At 45.5% G+C, this 15467-nt stretch carries 15 protein-coding genes; 9 read left to right on the forward strand and 6 right to left on the reverse strand.

Going from position 1 to position 15467, the window contains the following annotated elements; translation table 11 throughout:
* Positions 1–13: 13 nt before the first annotated feature.
* On the forward strand, positions 14–340 hold the full coding sequence (locus CR164_RS07130; protein ID WP_110023354.1) for a DMT family transporter: 327 nt from the start codon (positions 14–16) through the stop codon (positions 338–340).
* A gap of 4 nt (positions 341–344) precedes the next feature.
* Positions 345–1430 carry a glutamate 5-kinase gene (proB, locus tag CR164_RS07135; RefSeq protein WP_110023237.1) on the forward strand — a complete coding sequence of 362 codons (1086 nt, stop codon included), beginning with the start codon at positions 345–347 and terminating at the stop codon, positions 1428–1430.
* Positions 1431–1446: 16 nt separating this feature from the next.
* Here proB and CR164_RS07140 read toward each other — a convergent pair whose 3' ends face one another.
* From CR164_RS07140 to CR164_RS07150, 3 genes are read right to left on the reverse strand one after another with little or no spacing between them, the layout of a single operon-like run.
* Positions 1447–1875: a cupin domain-containing protein gene (locus CR164_RS07140; protein ID WP_110023238.1), complete on the reverse strand. Its 429-nt coding sequence runs from the start codon at positions 1873–1875 to the stop codon at positions 1447–1449.
* A gap of 3 nt (positions 1876–1878) precedes the next feature.
* Positions 1879–2289: a rhodanese-like domain-containing protein gene (locus CR164_RS07145; protein WP_110023239.1), complete on the reverse strand. Its 411-nt coding sequence runs from the start codon at positions 2287–2289 to the stop codon at positions 1879–1881.
* A gap of 30 nt (positions 2290–2319) precedes the next feature.
* Positions 2320–3174: a hypothetical protein gene (locus CR164_RS07150; protein WP_110023240.1), complete on the reverse strand. Its 855-nt coding sequence runs from the start codon at positions 3172–3174 to the stop codon at positions 2320–2322.
* 618 nt (positions 3175–3792) lie between these two features.
* Between CR164_RS07150 and CR164_RS07160 the strand changes: the two genes are divergently transcribed.
* The 7 genes from CR164_RS07160 (at position 3793) to CR164_RS07190 (ending at position 12193) form a co-directional block, all read left to right on the forward strand.
* Positions 3793–5046, forward strand: a complete 1254-nt coding sequence (locus tag CR164_RS07160; protein ID WP_110023242.1) for a glutamate-5-semialdehyde dehydrogenase — start codon at positions 3793–3795, stop codon at positions 5044–5046.
* 96 nt (positions 5047–5142) lie between these two features.
* A complete protein-coding gene (locus CR164_RS07165; protein WP_110023243.1) occupies positions 5143–5829 on the forward strand; it encodes an ABC transporter ATP-binding protein in 687 nt (228 codons plus the stop codon).
* A 141-nt stretch (positions 5830–5970) separates the two neighbouring features.
* Positions 5971–7287 (forward strand): MFS transporter, encoded by a 1317-nt coding sequence (locus CR164_RS07170; protein ID WP_110023244.1) that lies wholly within the window; start codon positions 5971–5973, stop codon positions 7285–7287.
* Positions 7284–8744 carry a UDP-N-acetylmuramate:L-alanyl-gamma-D-glutamyl-meso-diaminopimelate ligase gene (gene mpl / locus CR164_RS07175; RefSeq protein WP_110023245.1) on the forward strand — a complete coding sequence of 487 codons (1461 nt, stop codon included), beginning with the start codon at positions 7284–7286 and terminating at the stop codon, positions 8742–8744. The genes CR164_RS07170 and mpl overlap by 4 nt, the downstream gene beginning before the upstream one ends.
* A 406-nt stretch (positions 8745–9150) precedes the next feature.
* A complete protein-coding gene (locus CR164_RS07180) occupies positions 9151–9627 on the forward strand; it encodes a PEGA domain-containing protein (protein ID WP_193525193.1) in 477 nt (158 codons plus the stop codon).
* Positions 9628–10188: 561 nt separating this feature from the next.
* On the forward strand, positions 10189–11193 hold the full coding sequence (gap, locus tag CR164_RS07185) for a type I glyceraldehyde-3-phosphate dehydrogenase (RefSeq protein ID WP_110023246.1): 1005 nt from the start codon (positions 10189–10191) through the stop codon (positions 11191–11193).
* A 379-nt stretch (positions 11194–11572) separates the two neighbouring features.
* On the forward strand, positions 11573–12193 hold the full coding sequence (locus tag CR164_RS07190; protein WP_110023247.1) for a flavodoxin domain-containing protein: 621 nt from the start codon (positions 11573–11575) through the stop codon (positions 12191–12193).
* Positions 12194–12322: 129 nt separating this feature from the next.
* Here the strand turns inward: CR164_RS07190 and dnaJ are convergent, their stop codons facing one another.
* From dnaJ to hrcA, 3 genes are all read right to left on the reverse strand, one after another.
* A complete protein-coding gene (gene dnaJ, locus CR164_RS07195; RefSeq protein WP_110023248.1) occupies positions 12323–13525 on the reverse strand; it encodes a molecular chaperone DnaJ in 1203 nt (400 codons plus the stop codon).
* A 56-nt stretch (positions 13526–13581) separates the two neighbouring features.
* A complete protein-coding gene (locus tag CR164_RS07200) occupies positions 13582–14166 on the reverse strand; it encodes a nucleotide exchange factor GrpE (RefSeq protein ID WP_110023249.1) in 585 nt (194 codons plus the stop codon).
* A 116-nt stretch (positions 14167–14282) separates the two neighbouring features.
* Positions 14283–15344 carry a heat-inducible transcriptional repressor HrcA gene (hrcA, locus tag CR164_RS07205; RefSeq protein WP_110023356.1) on the reverse strand — a complete coding sequence of 354 codons (1062 nt, stop codon included), beginning with the start codon at positions 15342–15344 and terminating at the stop codon, positions 14283–14285.
* Positions 15345–15467 lie beyond the last annotated feature (123 nt).

Below are 15467 nucleotides of genomic sequence, written 5' to 3' on the forward strand. Positions count from 1 at the left end.
CTGTTTGATGACCATGCACTGGATATATTTGTTCATCGCCATCATCATGGAAGTTGCCGGAACAACTTCCATGAAGCTTTCAGAAGGATTCTCAAAACCATTACCATCGATTTCAATTTTTATTTTTTACGGCTTTAGCTTTACATTTCTCACGCTGGCCCTGAAGGCACTTCCTATAGGCATCACCTATGCAATCTGGGCTGCTGCAGGAACAGCACTGATAACTCTTGTCGGTATTATATGGTTTGGTGAATCGTTGAACATGCTGAAAATACTTTCGCTACTTTTGATCATCATCGGTGTCGCAGGACTACATGTAAGCCGGGAATCCATGCTTTAGTTTTATGTCAGAACCTCTTTATCGCAAAGTTGTTGTCAAGGTAGGAACCAATGTCATCACCAACAACAAGGGTGAACTGGACCTGCAGATACTCGACCAACTTGTATCACAGATCGCAGCACTGCGCAAACAGGGCGTTGAAGTACTGCTTGTTTCTTCCGGTGCCGTCGGTGCCGGCCGCTCTGTTGTCAAACTCCCATCGAGTCTTTCTCCGGTTGCTTCACGGCAGGTGCTCTCTTCAACCGGGCAGATAAGACTTATCAATACATATGCCGAGCTTTTTGAACAACGCGGCCTGAACATCGCACAAATCCTGGTAACGAAAAGTGATTTTCGCGACCGCCTTCATTACCTCAATATCAGAACCTGTCTTGCTTCACTTCTGGAACACGAGATTATACCGATCATCAATGAAAATGATGCCGTTTCCGTAACAGAGCTGATGTTCACGGACAACGATGAACTTTCGGGAATGATAGCCTCCATGATGCAGGTCGATGCCTACATTATTCTGTCACATGTCGACGGCCTTTTCGACATGTCCCGAAAAGAAAATACCGCAAACCTCATCCATACCATCGACATTGCCACCGAACATTTTCATCAGTATATCAAGCCGGGAAAATCTGAATTCGGAAGAGGCGGCATGCTGACCAAATGCCACATTGCTCATAAGCTCGCTCGTTTCGGCATTACTGTCCATATCGCCAATGGACGTACTGCCGACATTCTTATCGACATCCTGAACAGCGAAGAAGTAGGAACACGGTTCATCGCTCAAAAACCGGTCTATGGGCGAAAACGCTGGATTGCTCACAGTGAAGGACTTGAAAAAGGGGCCGTCACCATCAATGCCGGAGCAGAAACCGCTTTACGTTCCCCAAAGCGTGCAAACAGTCTTCTTCCGGTAGGCATTGAATCGGTTATCGGAACTTTTTTCAAAGGGGATATTATCAAAATATGCTCCGAAAACGGGGAAGCCATTGGTTATGGCATGGCGCAATACAGTTCTGAAAAGACAAAAGAAATCCTCGGCAAAAAAGGAGAAAAACCTCTGATTCATTACGACTACCTCTACCTTATGTCTTGAAATACAGGAAATTGCTTCAATTTCCTTCAGTCGCTTTGACAGTTATAGGCATCCCCTGAACACCGGCATAAAAGACAATGAGTTCCGCAGTTTCTTTCCCTTCGTTTTTTCCGTAATGCCATGTATCGACGACTTCGACAATCGGCTCTCCTGCTCGCAGATGAAGCACCTGACCTTTTTTTGTCGTAACCGTCAGTTCACCTTTCAGCATAACACCTGCATTGATTACAGGATGTTTATGTAACGGCAGCTTCAGCCCGGGTGGAATCGCTATTCTGAGAATCGTCACTTCTGCAACACCTTCTGCATATGCGGGTAATGCACTGCCATTCCAGCTTTTACTGGTCTTTGCCAGCACATCCACCTTCACTGCAAGAGGTTCTTTCGCATAAACCTGCCCGGCAAACAAAAGCATCGAGCAAACCAAACAGAACAACTTATTCATGCTTCATTCCTCACTGTCCGGTACGTTACAACCACAAGCAACAGCCCCTCCATTTTCTCTACAACCTTCAGTAATATAACAGTCACGCTTCCACCAGTCCAGACCTCCGATCAGCTCTTTTACCCTGAATCCAAGCTTAACCATGTTCAGGGCCCCCTTTGTAGAAGCATTACAACCAATGCCATCACAGTAAACAACAAACAGTGCTGTTTTATCCAGCTGCTTCGTTGTCTCTTCGCTCATTTTTCGATGAGGAAGATTGATGGCCTTCGGGATATGTTCCTGTCGATAGGATTCCGGTGAACGTGCATCGATGACGATGATGTTTTCCCCGGCATCCATCGCTGTCTTGAGATCCCAGGAATCTGTCTCAAACGCAAGCTTATCGCTGTAATGCTGTAGCTGTTTATCCATGACATTATATTGTTTACGAACAAGAATTAACTATGCTGTTTTGGAACATGATAACCTCAGCAACATCGAACCAAACAGTTTACCATCGTTATTCTCGGCTTTGCAGGCAAAAACATGATCACCACCCTCCAGGCCGGAATACGTCACTATCATATTTACCACTTCTCCTGCAAAAGCGAAATTATATGCTTGTACCTCTGCCGCAACAACCGTGTATCTTATGCCCGGTTCACCAATAACTTTAGACAACAGTTTTCCTGCGGTCCTACTGAGCGAGTGCATTAAAATTGCGACCGGAATACAAGGAAACGAACAGAAATGCCCATTGCATTCTTCCGGTTTTAGTGGACCAAGTCTTGCGCTTATTGTGTTGTCCGAATACCGAACGTCATTGAGAGGAATCTGTTTTTTATACGGATTGTTCGAAGGATTACACTCGAATTCCTGTTTTTTTATATGAAACAACTTTGCAAACAGCGGAACACTCATAATGTGATAATGCGTTTCCAGCTCATATAACGGGTCACCTTGAGTGGTCATCAACGTGGCAGATATGGTACCATACCTTTTATCAAAAAACAATATTTTCGCTGTTCCGCTAAAAGCCCCTTTACCGACTTCCCCTCCCTTAGCGACATTTTTCAAAACCGCACTGGAAGCGACATAATAATGTTTTTCCTTTTTCGGATTCGACCACGCCAGTGCACACGCCCCCAATACCGCCAAATGTCTTCCAACTTCAGCTGCCGCAATTTCTCCAACCTCGTTGTCCATCGGTTGTTCAGCAACAAATTCTGCAGTTGCCCCATCATCTGAAACCCTTAAATTTTCCAGAGCATAATACGGTGCTGTCACACCTATATTAACGGTAATAGCATCAACCATTTACAGTTTTTTTTCTTTTTTAATCAAAAGACGCCAGAGCGTGGATCTTTTCTTTTTTGATTCGGGAAAAAACAACAAGTACGGCACAGAAAGGCCGGGAAAAATACGATGCACATCCAAAAGGCTCTGCGAGACCAATAACAGTTGAAAATCGGCTACACCGTCATTATTGCCGGAAAAAAGGGGCATGGGAGAAAGCCTGACGCATTGATACGCGAGCTTTTTAATATATCGAAGTTAACTATAATTAAAAAAGAGAAATAGCAGACCACATAACCTGACCATCAGTTACAGACAACTCAATGGGTCGAGGAATGGAGCAAAAACCAAACGAGTATGAAGATCCCCCGATAATTTCGAAGAACACCCCTTCTATGAATTTTGATTAAACATAAACAACATAATATAACGGCAGTGATGATGCCCGATACGTATATTCACGAATAAGACACAGTATCATCAAGAATACGGAGAAAGAGACTCGAATGCCTGGTTTTTTTGTTACATTCGGAAAAGCCGACTGATACGAACAGGAGCATTCGAAAACCTCTTTTCATCATGATACAAACGGGGCGTGTCAATACCTGATCGTATCATGAATTTTTCACACTCTGAAGTATGAAAGACACAATTCACAACAACCTGCAACAGGTTCGTCAAGCAAGCAGAAAACTCTGTACTCTTTCGGACGACGCTATCAAGAACATACTGAACGGCCTGGCAGACAGAATACCTGGAAAAAGTCAAGCAATCCTCGAGGCAAATAAAAATGACCTCGACAGGATGAATCCTGACGACCCAAAATATGACAGGCTTCTCCTGAACCCGTCGCGCCTCGAAGCGATCGCAAACGACATTCGCAACGTTGCGGCTCTGCCTTCTCCGATAGGCAGGATCCTCGAAAAAAGAACATTGCCGAATAGTCTGCAGCTGAAAAAAACAACCGTTCCTCTCGGCGTCATAGGCATTATTTATGAATCGAGGCCGAATGTGACGTTCGATGTTTTTTCACTCTGCCTGAAATCAGGCAACGCAACTGTTTTAAAAGGTGGCAGTGATGCAATGTACTCGAACATTGCGATTGTCGAGCTTATCCATGATGTTCTTGAAAAGCATGATATTAACCCAGACACACTCTACCTCCTGCCTGCCGAGCGTGAAGCAGCGGAAATCATGCTTAACGCCGTCGGCTACATCGACGTGATCATTCCAAGAGGAAGCCAACAACTGATCGATTTTGCGCGAAAAAAATCCACAGTTCCGGTCATTGAAACCGGCGCAGGCATCGTACATACTTACTTTGATAAAAGCGGTGACCCTCAGATGGCAAAAGAGATCGTTTTCAATGCAAAAACCAGAAGGCCAAGTGTCTGTAATGCCCTGGATACGTTTATCATTCACCGGGAACGGCTTGACGATCTAGCCTTTATTACAGAGCCGCTTGCCGAGAAAAAGGTAATCATATTCGCCGACGGGGACGCTTACCCTGCATTGCTGGGACGCTACCCTTCCGAACTTCTGCAAAAAGCGGAAGCAACTCATTTCGGCACCGAATTCCTCTCTTTGAAAATGTCTGTAAAAACAGTTGACGACCTCGATGAAGCAGTGGATCATATCAACCGGTACAGCTCGATGCATAGCGAAGCGGTCATTGCATCTGATCCCGCGGTTACAGAGGAATTTCTCAAGCGGGTCGATGCTGCGGTAGTCTATGCCAATACATCGACAGCCTTCACCGATGGAGCACAGTTCGGCCTCGGTGCCGAGATAGGAATAAGCACCCAGAAGCTCCATGCACGAGGTCCAATGGCACTGCAGGAACTGACAAGCTACAAATGGGTGATCGAAGGAGAAGGACAGATAAGGCCATAATAACTTTATTGATGCACCGAACCATTGAATCAGCGAATAATTATATATCATTGTGGTTCGACGCAACAACGAAAAAACCGATCAACTGCTTTTTAGATGCTTGAAGCCAGAAACATTTATAAATCATACACTCTTCCCGGACAGAAAAGTATAGAGATTCTCCGAGGTATCGATTTGAAAGTAGGCGAAGGTGAAATGGTAACGGTTGTCGGTGCTTCAGGAAGCGGAAAAACCACATTGCTCAACATACTCGGCACACTCGATACCCCCGATAGTGGTGAAATCATTTTCAAGGGAGAAACCGTCTTTCGTGAAAAACGCTACACGCTTTCACAGAAAGCTCTCGCTGGTTTCAGAAATAGAAAAATCGGTTTCGTTTTTCAGTTTCACCATCTGCTTTCCGATTTTTCCGCTGTTGAAAATGTTGCCATGGCAGAGTTCATAGCAACGGGGAAACTCAATCCTGCAAAGGAAAAAGCATCTAACCTACTAGCAAAACTTGGTCTCGCCAACCGCCTGAATCACCTTCCGGCTGAACTTTCAGGCGGGGAACAGCAGCGGGTAGCGATTGCCCGTGCCATGATGAACTCACCGATGATGATTCTGGCAGATGAACCAAGTGGCAATCTCGACAGCAAAAACAGTTCCATACTTTACGATCTCATGGCAAGCATCGGCAAAGAACATCGAACCGCATTCATCATCGTTACCCACAACGAAGAGTATGCCCTTACGGCCGACCGGTGTTTACGCATGGAGGATGGCACACTACACCATAATTAATATGTCGAGCCGTTGAATTCTACAATCTTCAAAGCTTTTCAGACAGTCAACGAAGAAACAATACAGCATTTTTTATCATTCGGTTGCGTATATTATTAGCTTGGTTCTTCAGGCTCGAACACTTCAGCCCCAAAGCACTTCATGCATACAGAAAATAAACCTTACAAAATAGGCCCGATTGAACTGGCTCCATCGATACAGCCTCACCATGCATGGACATTTTTCTATGCCGCCTTCTTCTCTATCGGGATGATTACTTTTCTGTCTATCGGACAGACATATATTCTCAATGTCCACCTTGGCATTCCCGAAAAAGAACAGGGGACAATAAGCGGCAATCTCGTCGTTTGGACAGAACTGATCGCTCTGCTTCTGTTCATCCCCGCAGGCATTTTCATGGACCGTATCGGGCGCCGGCCGATGTACGTTGCAGGATTTCTACTCATCGGCCTTACCTATGTGCTCTACCCGTTTGCCGGTTCGGTTACGGACCTTTTTCTCTACCGCATCATCTATGCGTTCGGTATGGTAGCCGTAACAGGTGCACTGTCAACAGTACTTGTCGATTACCCGGCAGAGCGCTCGAGGGGAAAAATGGTTGCTCTGATAGGACTGCTCAACGGGCTGGGTATTGTCATTACAAACCAGTTCTTCGGTTCGCTCCCTGCAATCCTCGTCAAACAAGGACTGAGCGACATCGAGGCAGGCATAGCAACCCATGCAGGTGTCGCCATCATCGCAACCAGCGCAGCAATTGTCTGTGCCGGAGGACTCCAGAAAGGAGTCCCCTTCAAGGAGAAAAAAAGGCCTCGATTACGAGAACTCTTTACTACCGGTCTGACAGCGGCACGCAATCCGAGAATCCTGCTTTCCTACTCGGCAGCATTTATCGCAAGGGGCGACCAGTCCATCAACGGGACGTTTATCAGCTTGTGGGGTATGAACGCTGGCATTGCCATGGGCATGTCTTACGACGATGCTTTCTGGAAAGGCACCCTCATATTCATTATCACCCAGGTCGCGGCTCTCATATGGGCCCCTCTTGCCGGCCCCTTCATCGACCGCATCAACAGAGTTTCTGCACTGGCTGTCTGCATGTTTCTTGCCATGCTGGGAAACCTTTCCGTGCTTCTGCTCGACACTCCCTTTGATTCCATAGGTTATGCCGTATTTATCTTTATGGGGATCGGCCAGATCAGTGTCTTTCTCGGGGCCCAGTCCCTTATCGGTCAGGAAGCACCTTCGGGTAAGCGTGGCTCGATCCTGGGCACGTTCAACATAAGCGGAGCGATAGGCATTCTCATCATCGCCAAGGCAGGAGGAAACCTGTTTGACAGCATGAGCCCACATGCCCCGTTCGTCATCGTCGGATCAATAAATGCCCTGCTTATGTTATTCAGTATTTATGTACGAATAAAAGCACCTCACAAGCTTGAAACAAGCCCGGATAGCGCATGAGCACCATGAAACCCGGCTCTTCGATCTACTTTATCGGCATCGCCGGAACAGCCATGGCATCTGTAGCCGTCGCGTTATCAAGGGCTGGACACTCGGTATCAGGTTCCGATACCGCATTCTATCCCCCGATGTGCGACTATCTGGCCGAACACCGAATTCCATGCCATGAGGGTTTCGATCCAGAGAACCTGCTCCGTGATGCACCGGATGTCATCGTCGTCGGCAACGCGATCAGTCGGGGCAACCCGGAACTCGAGTTTGCACTCAACGAGCACATGAGCTTTGTCTCCATGCCGGAGATCGTCAGCCAGAAACTTATCGGCAAGAACAGGTCCGTGGTTATAACCGGCACGCACGGCAAAACAACCACAACATCACTTACAGCCTGGATTTTCGAGTATGCAGGCCTGCAGCCTGGATTTCTGATCGGTGGCATCGCCGAAAACTTCGGTGCCGGCTGCAGAGCATCTGTTAATGGCAACGACGGTTACTTCATCACGGAAGGCGACGAGTACGACACCGCATACTTTGACAAAAGAAGCAAGTTCCTGCACTATCGACCGGATATTGCGGTAATCAACAACATAGAGTTCGACCATGCCGATATATTCAGCTCTCTTGACGATATCGTACGATCATTCCGGCAGTTCATTACGCTTATACCTTCAAACGGTGTACTGATAGTCAACGGTCATGATGAGATTGCCGCCAAGATAAGCCAAGAAGCATATTGCCCCGTTGAGCGATTCGGTTTTTCCAAAAATTTTGAATGGTCGGCTTCCGATCTCGGAGTCCATGAGACAGGACTTGCTTTTCAACTGGCATACAAAGGCGAAGAACTCGGAGCTGTCCGTATAGACCAGCACGGCAACCACAATGTCCTTAACGCAGTTGCGGCAATAGCGGCAGCATCTCGTGCCGGTATTCCGTTCCCGGTTATTACCGAAGGAATGCTTTCTTTCAAAAGGCCGAAAAGAAGAATGGAAATTGTCGGGGAATTCGACGGAGACATCACCATCATCGACGACTTTGCACACCACCCAACCGCCATCCGGGCTACCCTTGCCGCATTGCGTCAGCGGTACCCGAACAGGCGTATAATAGCCTGCTTTGAACCCCGTTCGAATACCAGCACAAGAAGTATATTCCAGAAAGACCTTGAAACCAGCTTCAACGATGCCGATATCATCATTATCGGCAAGGTTCATCGTCCCGAACGATATGCTGAAGATGAACGACTCGACACGACAGCACTCTGTTCGACAATCATTGAATCCGGGAAGAACGCGTTTGCCTCCGGCAAGGGCAAGAACAATGATGGATACCCCGACGACATCGTGCAATTTATCCACAGCAACATCAGGCAAAATGATATTATTATCCTGTTGAGCAATGGAAGTTTCAACGGCTTGAAAAAACTTTTAACTGAAAGTTTTCTTAAAAAAAGGCAACGTTAATGTTTTACCTACGATGAGTTAGTATAACGGGAATATGAAACTTTGACTGAACAACGATTAATTCTGGCAATGTGATAGAGCTATCATTGTGATTCACTCGATAAATCATACAATTCATTTTAATACTCTGTAACTAAAGTTTACTACCAGATCATGAAAAATCTTTAAATCTAATCGGTATTGAACGCTATGCAATAAGTTATTGCGAGCGTAAGATCGCCCCCCCTACCTCTTTCAGTGCCCTCAAAATTTATAAGCCCAGATGGGCCAGAAAAACTCTTAACTCATAATAAAAAATAGGGATAACAACTCAAGAAACTTGTTATTACCTATATTATTCTTTATTATTACTCCGCATTCACATGCAATCATTATTTATTTTTTTATTAAAACAAGGGGAATTACAATGAAAAAACTCTTGCTAACTGTATGCATCTTGCTTCCACTCAGCTTTGCATTTTCTGGATGCGGCACAATTATGGATGGTACTAAACAAGAGATTGGGTTTTCAAGCAGCCCATCAAACGCAGTAGTAACCATTGATGGGAAAATGATAGGCAGAACACCATTAACCCAGAGCCTAAAAAGGAAAAATACTCATAAGGTAGTTATGGCTCTAGACGGTTACTACCCTTACGAAATGACACTCACCAAGAAAACAAACGGTTGGGTATGGGGCAACATTGTTTTCGGTGGACTAATTGGTTTAGCGGTCGATGCAGCAACCGGAAGTCTTTATAAACTTACACCTGAGCAGGTTAATGCTGACTTGAAAAGCAATGGAACTGCCTCAATCAGTGAGGAAGAAAATGCCCTTTATGTTGCAGTGACTCTTGAACCAGATGCTTCATGGCAGCAAATTGGTAATATAAAGAACTTCTAATCACCATTTTAATCTTCCATAAGTAAAAGAAAAAGGCCAACCACATAAGGCGGCCTTTTTCTTTTATTAACCAACAATTTCTAGCAAACCTCAAAAGCATTCTGCATATTAGTTCACAACATGGTCATCCCCCCTTCAGAACTGATATCTGCGTCATCAACCACGCAAGAGACCAATACAAGAATAACTAAAGAGAGTGATCGGAAAGATTGATAAACAAGGCAAACGATTGCTACTTGCAATTTTTGATTGCCAGTTTTCTGAGGGTAACTTTTATGGCTGATCTTTTTGGTGAAGAGATTCAGAAGAAATTTGTCGAATCGCCTTGTCACACAACCAACAAGCACCAAACAAAAATAGCAATAAAAAGTGTTTCAGAATCAGGATATTTCATATAACGAAAATGCCATAACCATCACTTAGACTGCTTATCTTTATGGATATAAGCGCATTTGTTAAAATGTGCGAAATTTCTTAAAAAAAGATGAATATTTACCAATAGTTATCTTATTTTCCTGCGCAGGAAATTTTTCTGAACAAAACAAACCTGAGAACGTTATCATGGCAAAAGTAAAAGTAGGCATAAACGGATTCGGACGTATAGGACGCTTGGTATTCCGTCAGGCAATGACAAATGAAAAAGTTGAAGTAGTTGCAATAAATGACCTTTGTGATGCAAATACCCTCGCACATCTACTGAAATACGATTCAACTCATGGCATACTTGATGCAGATATCCAGGTTGAGGAGAATTCACTGATTGTCAATGGCTGCAAAATCGCTATCTGCTCTGAAAAAGATCCTGCACAACTTCCCTGGAAAGATCTCGGTGTTGACCTGGTTGTCGAATCGACAGGCATCTTCACAAAACGGGAAGGCGCTGCAAAACATATCACTGCCGGAGCGAAAAAAGTCATTATTTCAGCTCCTGCCAAAAACGATGTTGATGCGACAATCGTGCTTGGCGTCAATGACGATACTATTACAGGCAACGAGGAGATAGTATCGAACGCAAGCTGTACGACAAACTGCCTTGCACCTATGGTAAAGGTTCTCGAGGACAGCTTCGGCATCGAAAAAGGTTTCATGACCACTGTCCATGCATTCACCAATGACCAGCGAATCCTCGACCTTCCTCACAAAGACCTGCGCCGTGCACGTACGGCGATGACCTCGATCATACCAACAAGTACCGGAGCGGCGAAAGCTATCGGTCTCGTTATCCCTGAACTGTCCGGCAAGCTCGACGGCATGGCAATGCGCGTACCTGTTCCAGACGGTTCTGTCACCGACCTGACCGTCATTCTCAAAAAACCAACGACAAAAGAGGAGATTAACGCTGCCATGCAAAAGGCTGCTGAAGGCAACATGCGAGGAGTTCTTCAGTTCTGCACAGACCCCGTTGTATCTACCGATATCGTAGGCAACGCCAACTCCTGCATCTTCGATTCGCTGTTGACCATGGCCACGGGAAACATGGTGAAAGTTGTCGGTTGGTATGATAATGAACTCGGCTATTCCACAAGAGTCGTCGATCTTCTTGAGATCTACGCACATTTCGTTTAATCCAACCGAACAATATCGTAAGACTACAATAGCAGAGAGTGAAGGCTGCCTCGAAAGGGCAGCCTTTTCGTATTCCGAACAGGTAATCGTTTACAGCTCAGCTACCTTTCCTGGTTTTCATCCTCGCGCCTGACCTCTGAAATCCGAACATCTATTCCAACCATTGGCGGCAGACCTTTGTGACTGTCATCTTCTTTTGTGTAACTTCTTCGGGTAAACCTGTCAATCCAGTGATGCAGCAAATCAGCAGTTGAACAGGATCTCCGTTGTTGAGATTTAACCTCTAATATGTTATACTAAGTCATTACATATTGAAGTGTTCCAGTCACTCAGCCGCACAACCTTTGACATTGAAATCATGTCTAATTCTTCCCAACAAATGAAAGCAATTATCCTTTATGACACACGTTCTGAAGGCGGATCGACCGACCGGTTTGTCGAAAGCCTCGGAAAAAGCCTTGCAGAAACAGGAGCGTATGTGGAAAAAGGAAAATGCAAGGCAACCGCCGACTACAGTTTCATCCAAGACTTCGATGTCGTTATTATGGGAGCCCCTGTTTACTATATGCTGGTATCTTCTGAATTGCTTGGGTCTTTTTTCCAGAGTAACCTGAAAAAATATCTCAATAGAAAAAAAGTCGCCCTGTTTCTCACCTGCGGCAGCCCTGAACCAATGGCTTATATGATGTACCTGCCTCAGCTTAAGATGCATCTGGTACGCAATAAAATTCTTACGGAAAAAGTTTTTACTCCAGCCGAACTTTCCGACAATCAGGCTATCGACGATTACGTTGACAATATTTTACATGCCTATAAAAAAGCGCTTAAGACCCGTAATAACAACCTGATATGGGCAGATGACGCCCAAGAGTTACTTGCTCAGATACCATCATTTTTCCGGAACAGAATAAAAATTGCAACAGAAGAGTATGCAGAAGAAATGGGCTATCGAGAAATAACTGTTGCCGTTATTGATGAAGCCAAAGCCGAGCTTGAATAAGGGATAAGCGTCTGGGCATCTAGTCATGCCACGCTCGGCACTACATCCATATCAAAAAACAGGATGACACACGAGAGGCTGCCTTTTCGAGACAGCCTCTTTATATTCCTTTTCTGTTTCTACACTTTGCTATCCGAAGATATCACGGGCTTTTTCAAAAAAGCTCTTTTCATGGTCCGTTTTTTCATCCGGCACCAGATGACTCGACTTCTTCATCTCCTTGAGCAGTTCCTTGTCACGATGTGAAAGGTCCTTTGGAATAAAGACATTCACCCTTACAAGATGGTCTCCTCTGCCGGGAGATTTCAAATGTCCGATGCCTTTTCCGCTGATCCTCAACATGGTGTTCGGCTGCGTTCCCGGAGGCACTGTCAGCTTGACACGACCCTCGAGCGTGGGAACTTCGACCTTCGTTCCGAGAACCATGTCCGGATAACTGACGGGGAGGTTGTAGATGATATCGTCTCCTCTTCGGGTGAACAGTTTATGTGCAGCTTCTTCAATGACCACTATCAGATCACCGTTGGCACCGCCTCTCGGACCTGCGTTACCCTGCCCTCTGAGCGTAAGATAATTGCCGTCTTCAACTCCAGCGGGTATGTTCACCTTTACCGTCGTTTCCCCCTGCTTGATACCCTCTCCATGGCAGGAGGTACAACGATCCTTGACTACCCGTCCCTCACCACCACAGGTTGGACATGCCTTTATGTTGACAAACTGTCCGAACATTGTTTTTGACGCTTGCCGAACCTCACCAGTTCCCTGGCATGTTGAACAGGTCTCTAATTCTCCTGTTTTTGAACCCGTACCGTTACAGGCTTCACACGGGATCTGCTTTTTAATTTTCAGTGTTTTTTCAACACCCTTTGCGATCTCTTCCAGTGTAAGCTTCAAACGGATTTTCAGATCGCTTCCACGTATACCGCCCGAAGATCTTGACCTTCGACCTCCACCACTGAAGCCACCGCCAAAAACATCTTCAAAACCGCCAAACGGGGAACCGCCTCCTGAGCGTGCGCCTCCACCGAACATGTCATTGAAAGCACTGAAAATATCACCGAAATCGCCTGCCCCGGCGCCATATGCACCGCCCTGTGAAGAAGCGGACGAACCAACACCAGCATGTCCAAACTGATCATAACGACGACGCTTGTCATCGTTGCTCAGAATCTCATACGCCTCGTTTACCTCTTTAAAGTGCTCTTCTGCCTCGGTATTTCCCGGATTTTTGTCCGGGTGATATTTCATGGCAAGTTTGCGATATGATTTTTTGATCTCATCTTTGGAAGCCGACCGGGATACACCGAGAACTTCATAGTAATCTCTCTTCATCTTTTCTCAACTATTCCTTGTAGTATAACTGTTTTCTAAAAACCTCTCCCTGGCTGTTACTTCGCCACGACAACCTTTGCATGCCGAAGCACCCTGTCTCCCAGAATATAACCGGCCTGAAACTCTTCTATAATGGTATCAGGCTCAGCATCAGGATTATCGACCAGCGTAATGGCCTCATGAAAATTGACATCCATTTTCTTTCCAATAACATCGATCTTGCTGACACCTTTATCAGAGAGCCATTTAAAAAGGTTTTTCTGAAGCAATTCGACCCCATCAACGTAAGGACGAGCTTCTTCGGTCTTTTCAAGAACTTCAGGGGCGTGGTCGACGATACGGTTGACATCATCGATCACAGGAAGCAATTCTTTTATAGTTTTTTCCAAAGCTCTGGAGCTTGCCATTTGAGCCTCACGTTCTTTCTGACGACGAAAATTCTCAAAATCGGCAGCTTTTCGCATGAGTTCATCTTTAAGTTTCTCAGCTTGCAGCTTTGATTCGTTCAACGCATCTCCAAGCTCCTTAACCTTTGCGGCCAGTTCTTCAGACTGCTCGACAGCCTCTTTCGTTGCAACCGTTTCTTCATGCTTGATCGTTTCGTTATGCTCCGCTTTATGCTTTGCTGCTTTTTTTGTCATATGTGTATACCTAACGTTTTAATTGATTTTCTGAGCTGCACCCGAGCCATTGTAGCTTGTTTTTCAACCAGCTTGTTTCATACTTTCCGTCCATCAGCTCTTTGGGCTGCTGTTTTTCAGGATAAAGAATGTGACAGTCTATCAGCCATATAATTTACAAGCCTGACAACACGTTCGTAATCCATTCTTTTTGGACCGAGGACCCCGAGCCTCCCCATGGTATTGCCTACATAGTAAGGTGTCGTCACAACAGTGAAATCCTCTGCGGTAGACGCTGTGTTTTCCCGTCCTATCGAGATACTCACATCGAGTCCCGAGGTGCTGTTCGAAACAAGGTCATCATCTCTCTCAAAAAGAAGTTCCACCATACGGCTCTTATCTTCTATCATACAAACCAGATCGCGCACTTTCTGAGGTTGATCAAATTCCGGTTGATTGACAATATACTCCGTCCCTGCAATGTAAAGCCGTTCCAAAACCGGAGAATCATCGAAAAGGTTGTCCGCCGATCTGACGATCATATTCAACAGGGCTTTATCCTTATCGCAGTCAGCCAGGCGCCGGCTGATCGAGTTCCGAATTTCCGACAGAGTGAGCCCGGAAAGCCTCTGGTTGAGCAACTCGATAACCGAATCTATCTGCTGACGGGAGACTTCGAGATTGAGCTCCATGACAATGGTCCTTACGAAAAGCGACTGAATAGACAAAACAACCATTATTCTCGACGAACTCAACAGGATCATGTCCAAGCGTTCAAACAAAGCATTCGACAACTTCGGAGAGATGACAACGCTCAATTGCTGGGAGATGCTCCCTAAAACCTTTGCAACCGCTTTAAGAACCTCTGCTGAATCTTTCGGATCATAATTCAACTGCTTGAAGTTATGGTCGATCCGTTTTTTCTCTTCTTCTTCAATGCGCCGAACCCTCATGATAAGATCCACGTAGTAGCGATACCCCTTATCAGTAGGAACCCTACCCGCTGAGGTATGCGGCTGACTGATATACCCCTCATCTTCTAGATCGGCCATAACGTTTCTTATGGTCGCATCAGAAAGTCCGAGATTGTAGTTCTTCGCTATGTATCGTGAACCAACCGGAGCTGCATTAATGACATAAGCCTGAATAATAATGGACAGCACCTGGCGCTCACGTTCCGACAGGTCATGAAACATCATCATCAATACATTGAAACAGCTTTTTAATGACTAAACGTAAAAGTCGAGCTAAATTATCAAAAAAATTCAAAACAGTGCCCTCGTTCGGGCATTCTTATTAAAGAGATTCATTCAGCCCAGCTC

This window comes from Prosthecochloris marina, from assembly GCF_003182595.1.
GTDB classification, from domain to species: Bacteria; Bacteroidota; Chlorobiia; order Chlorobiales; family Chlorobiaceae; genus Prosthecochloris; species Prosthecochloris marina.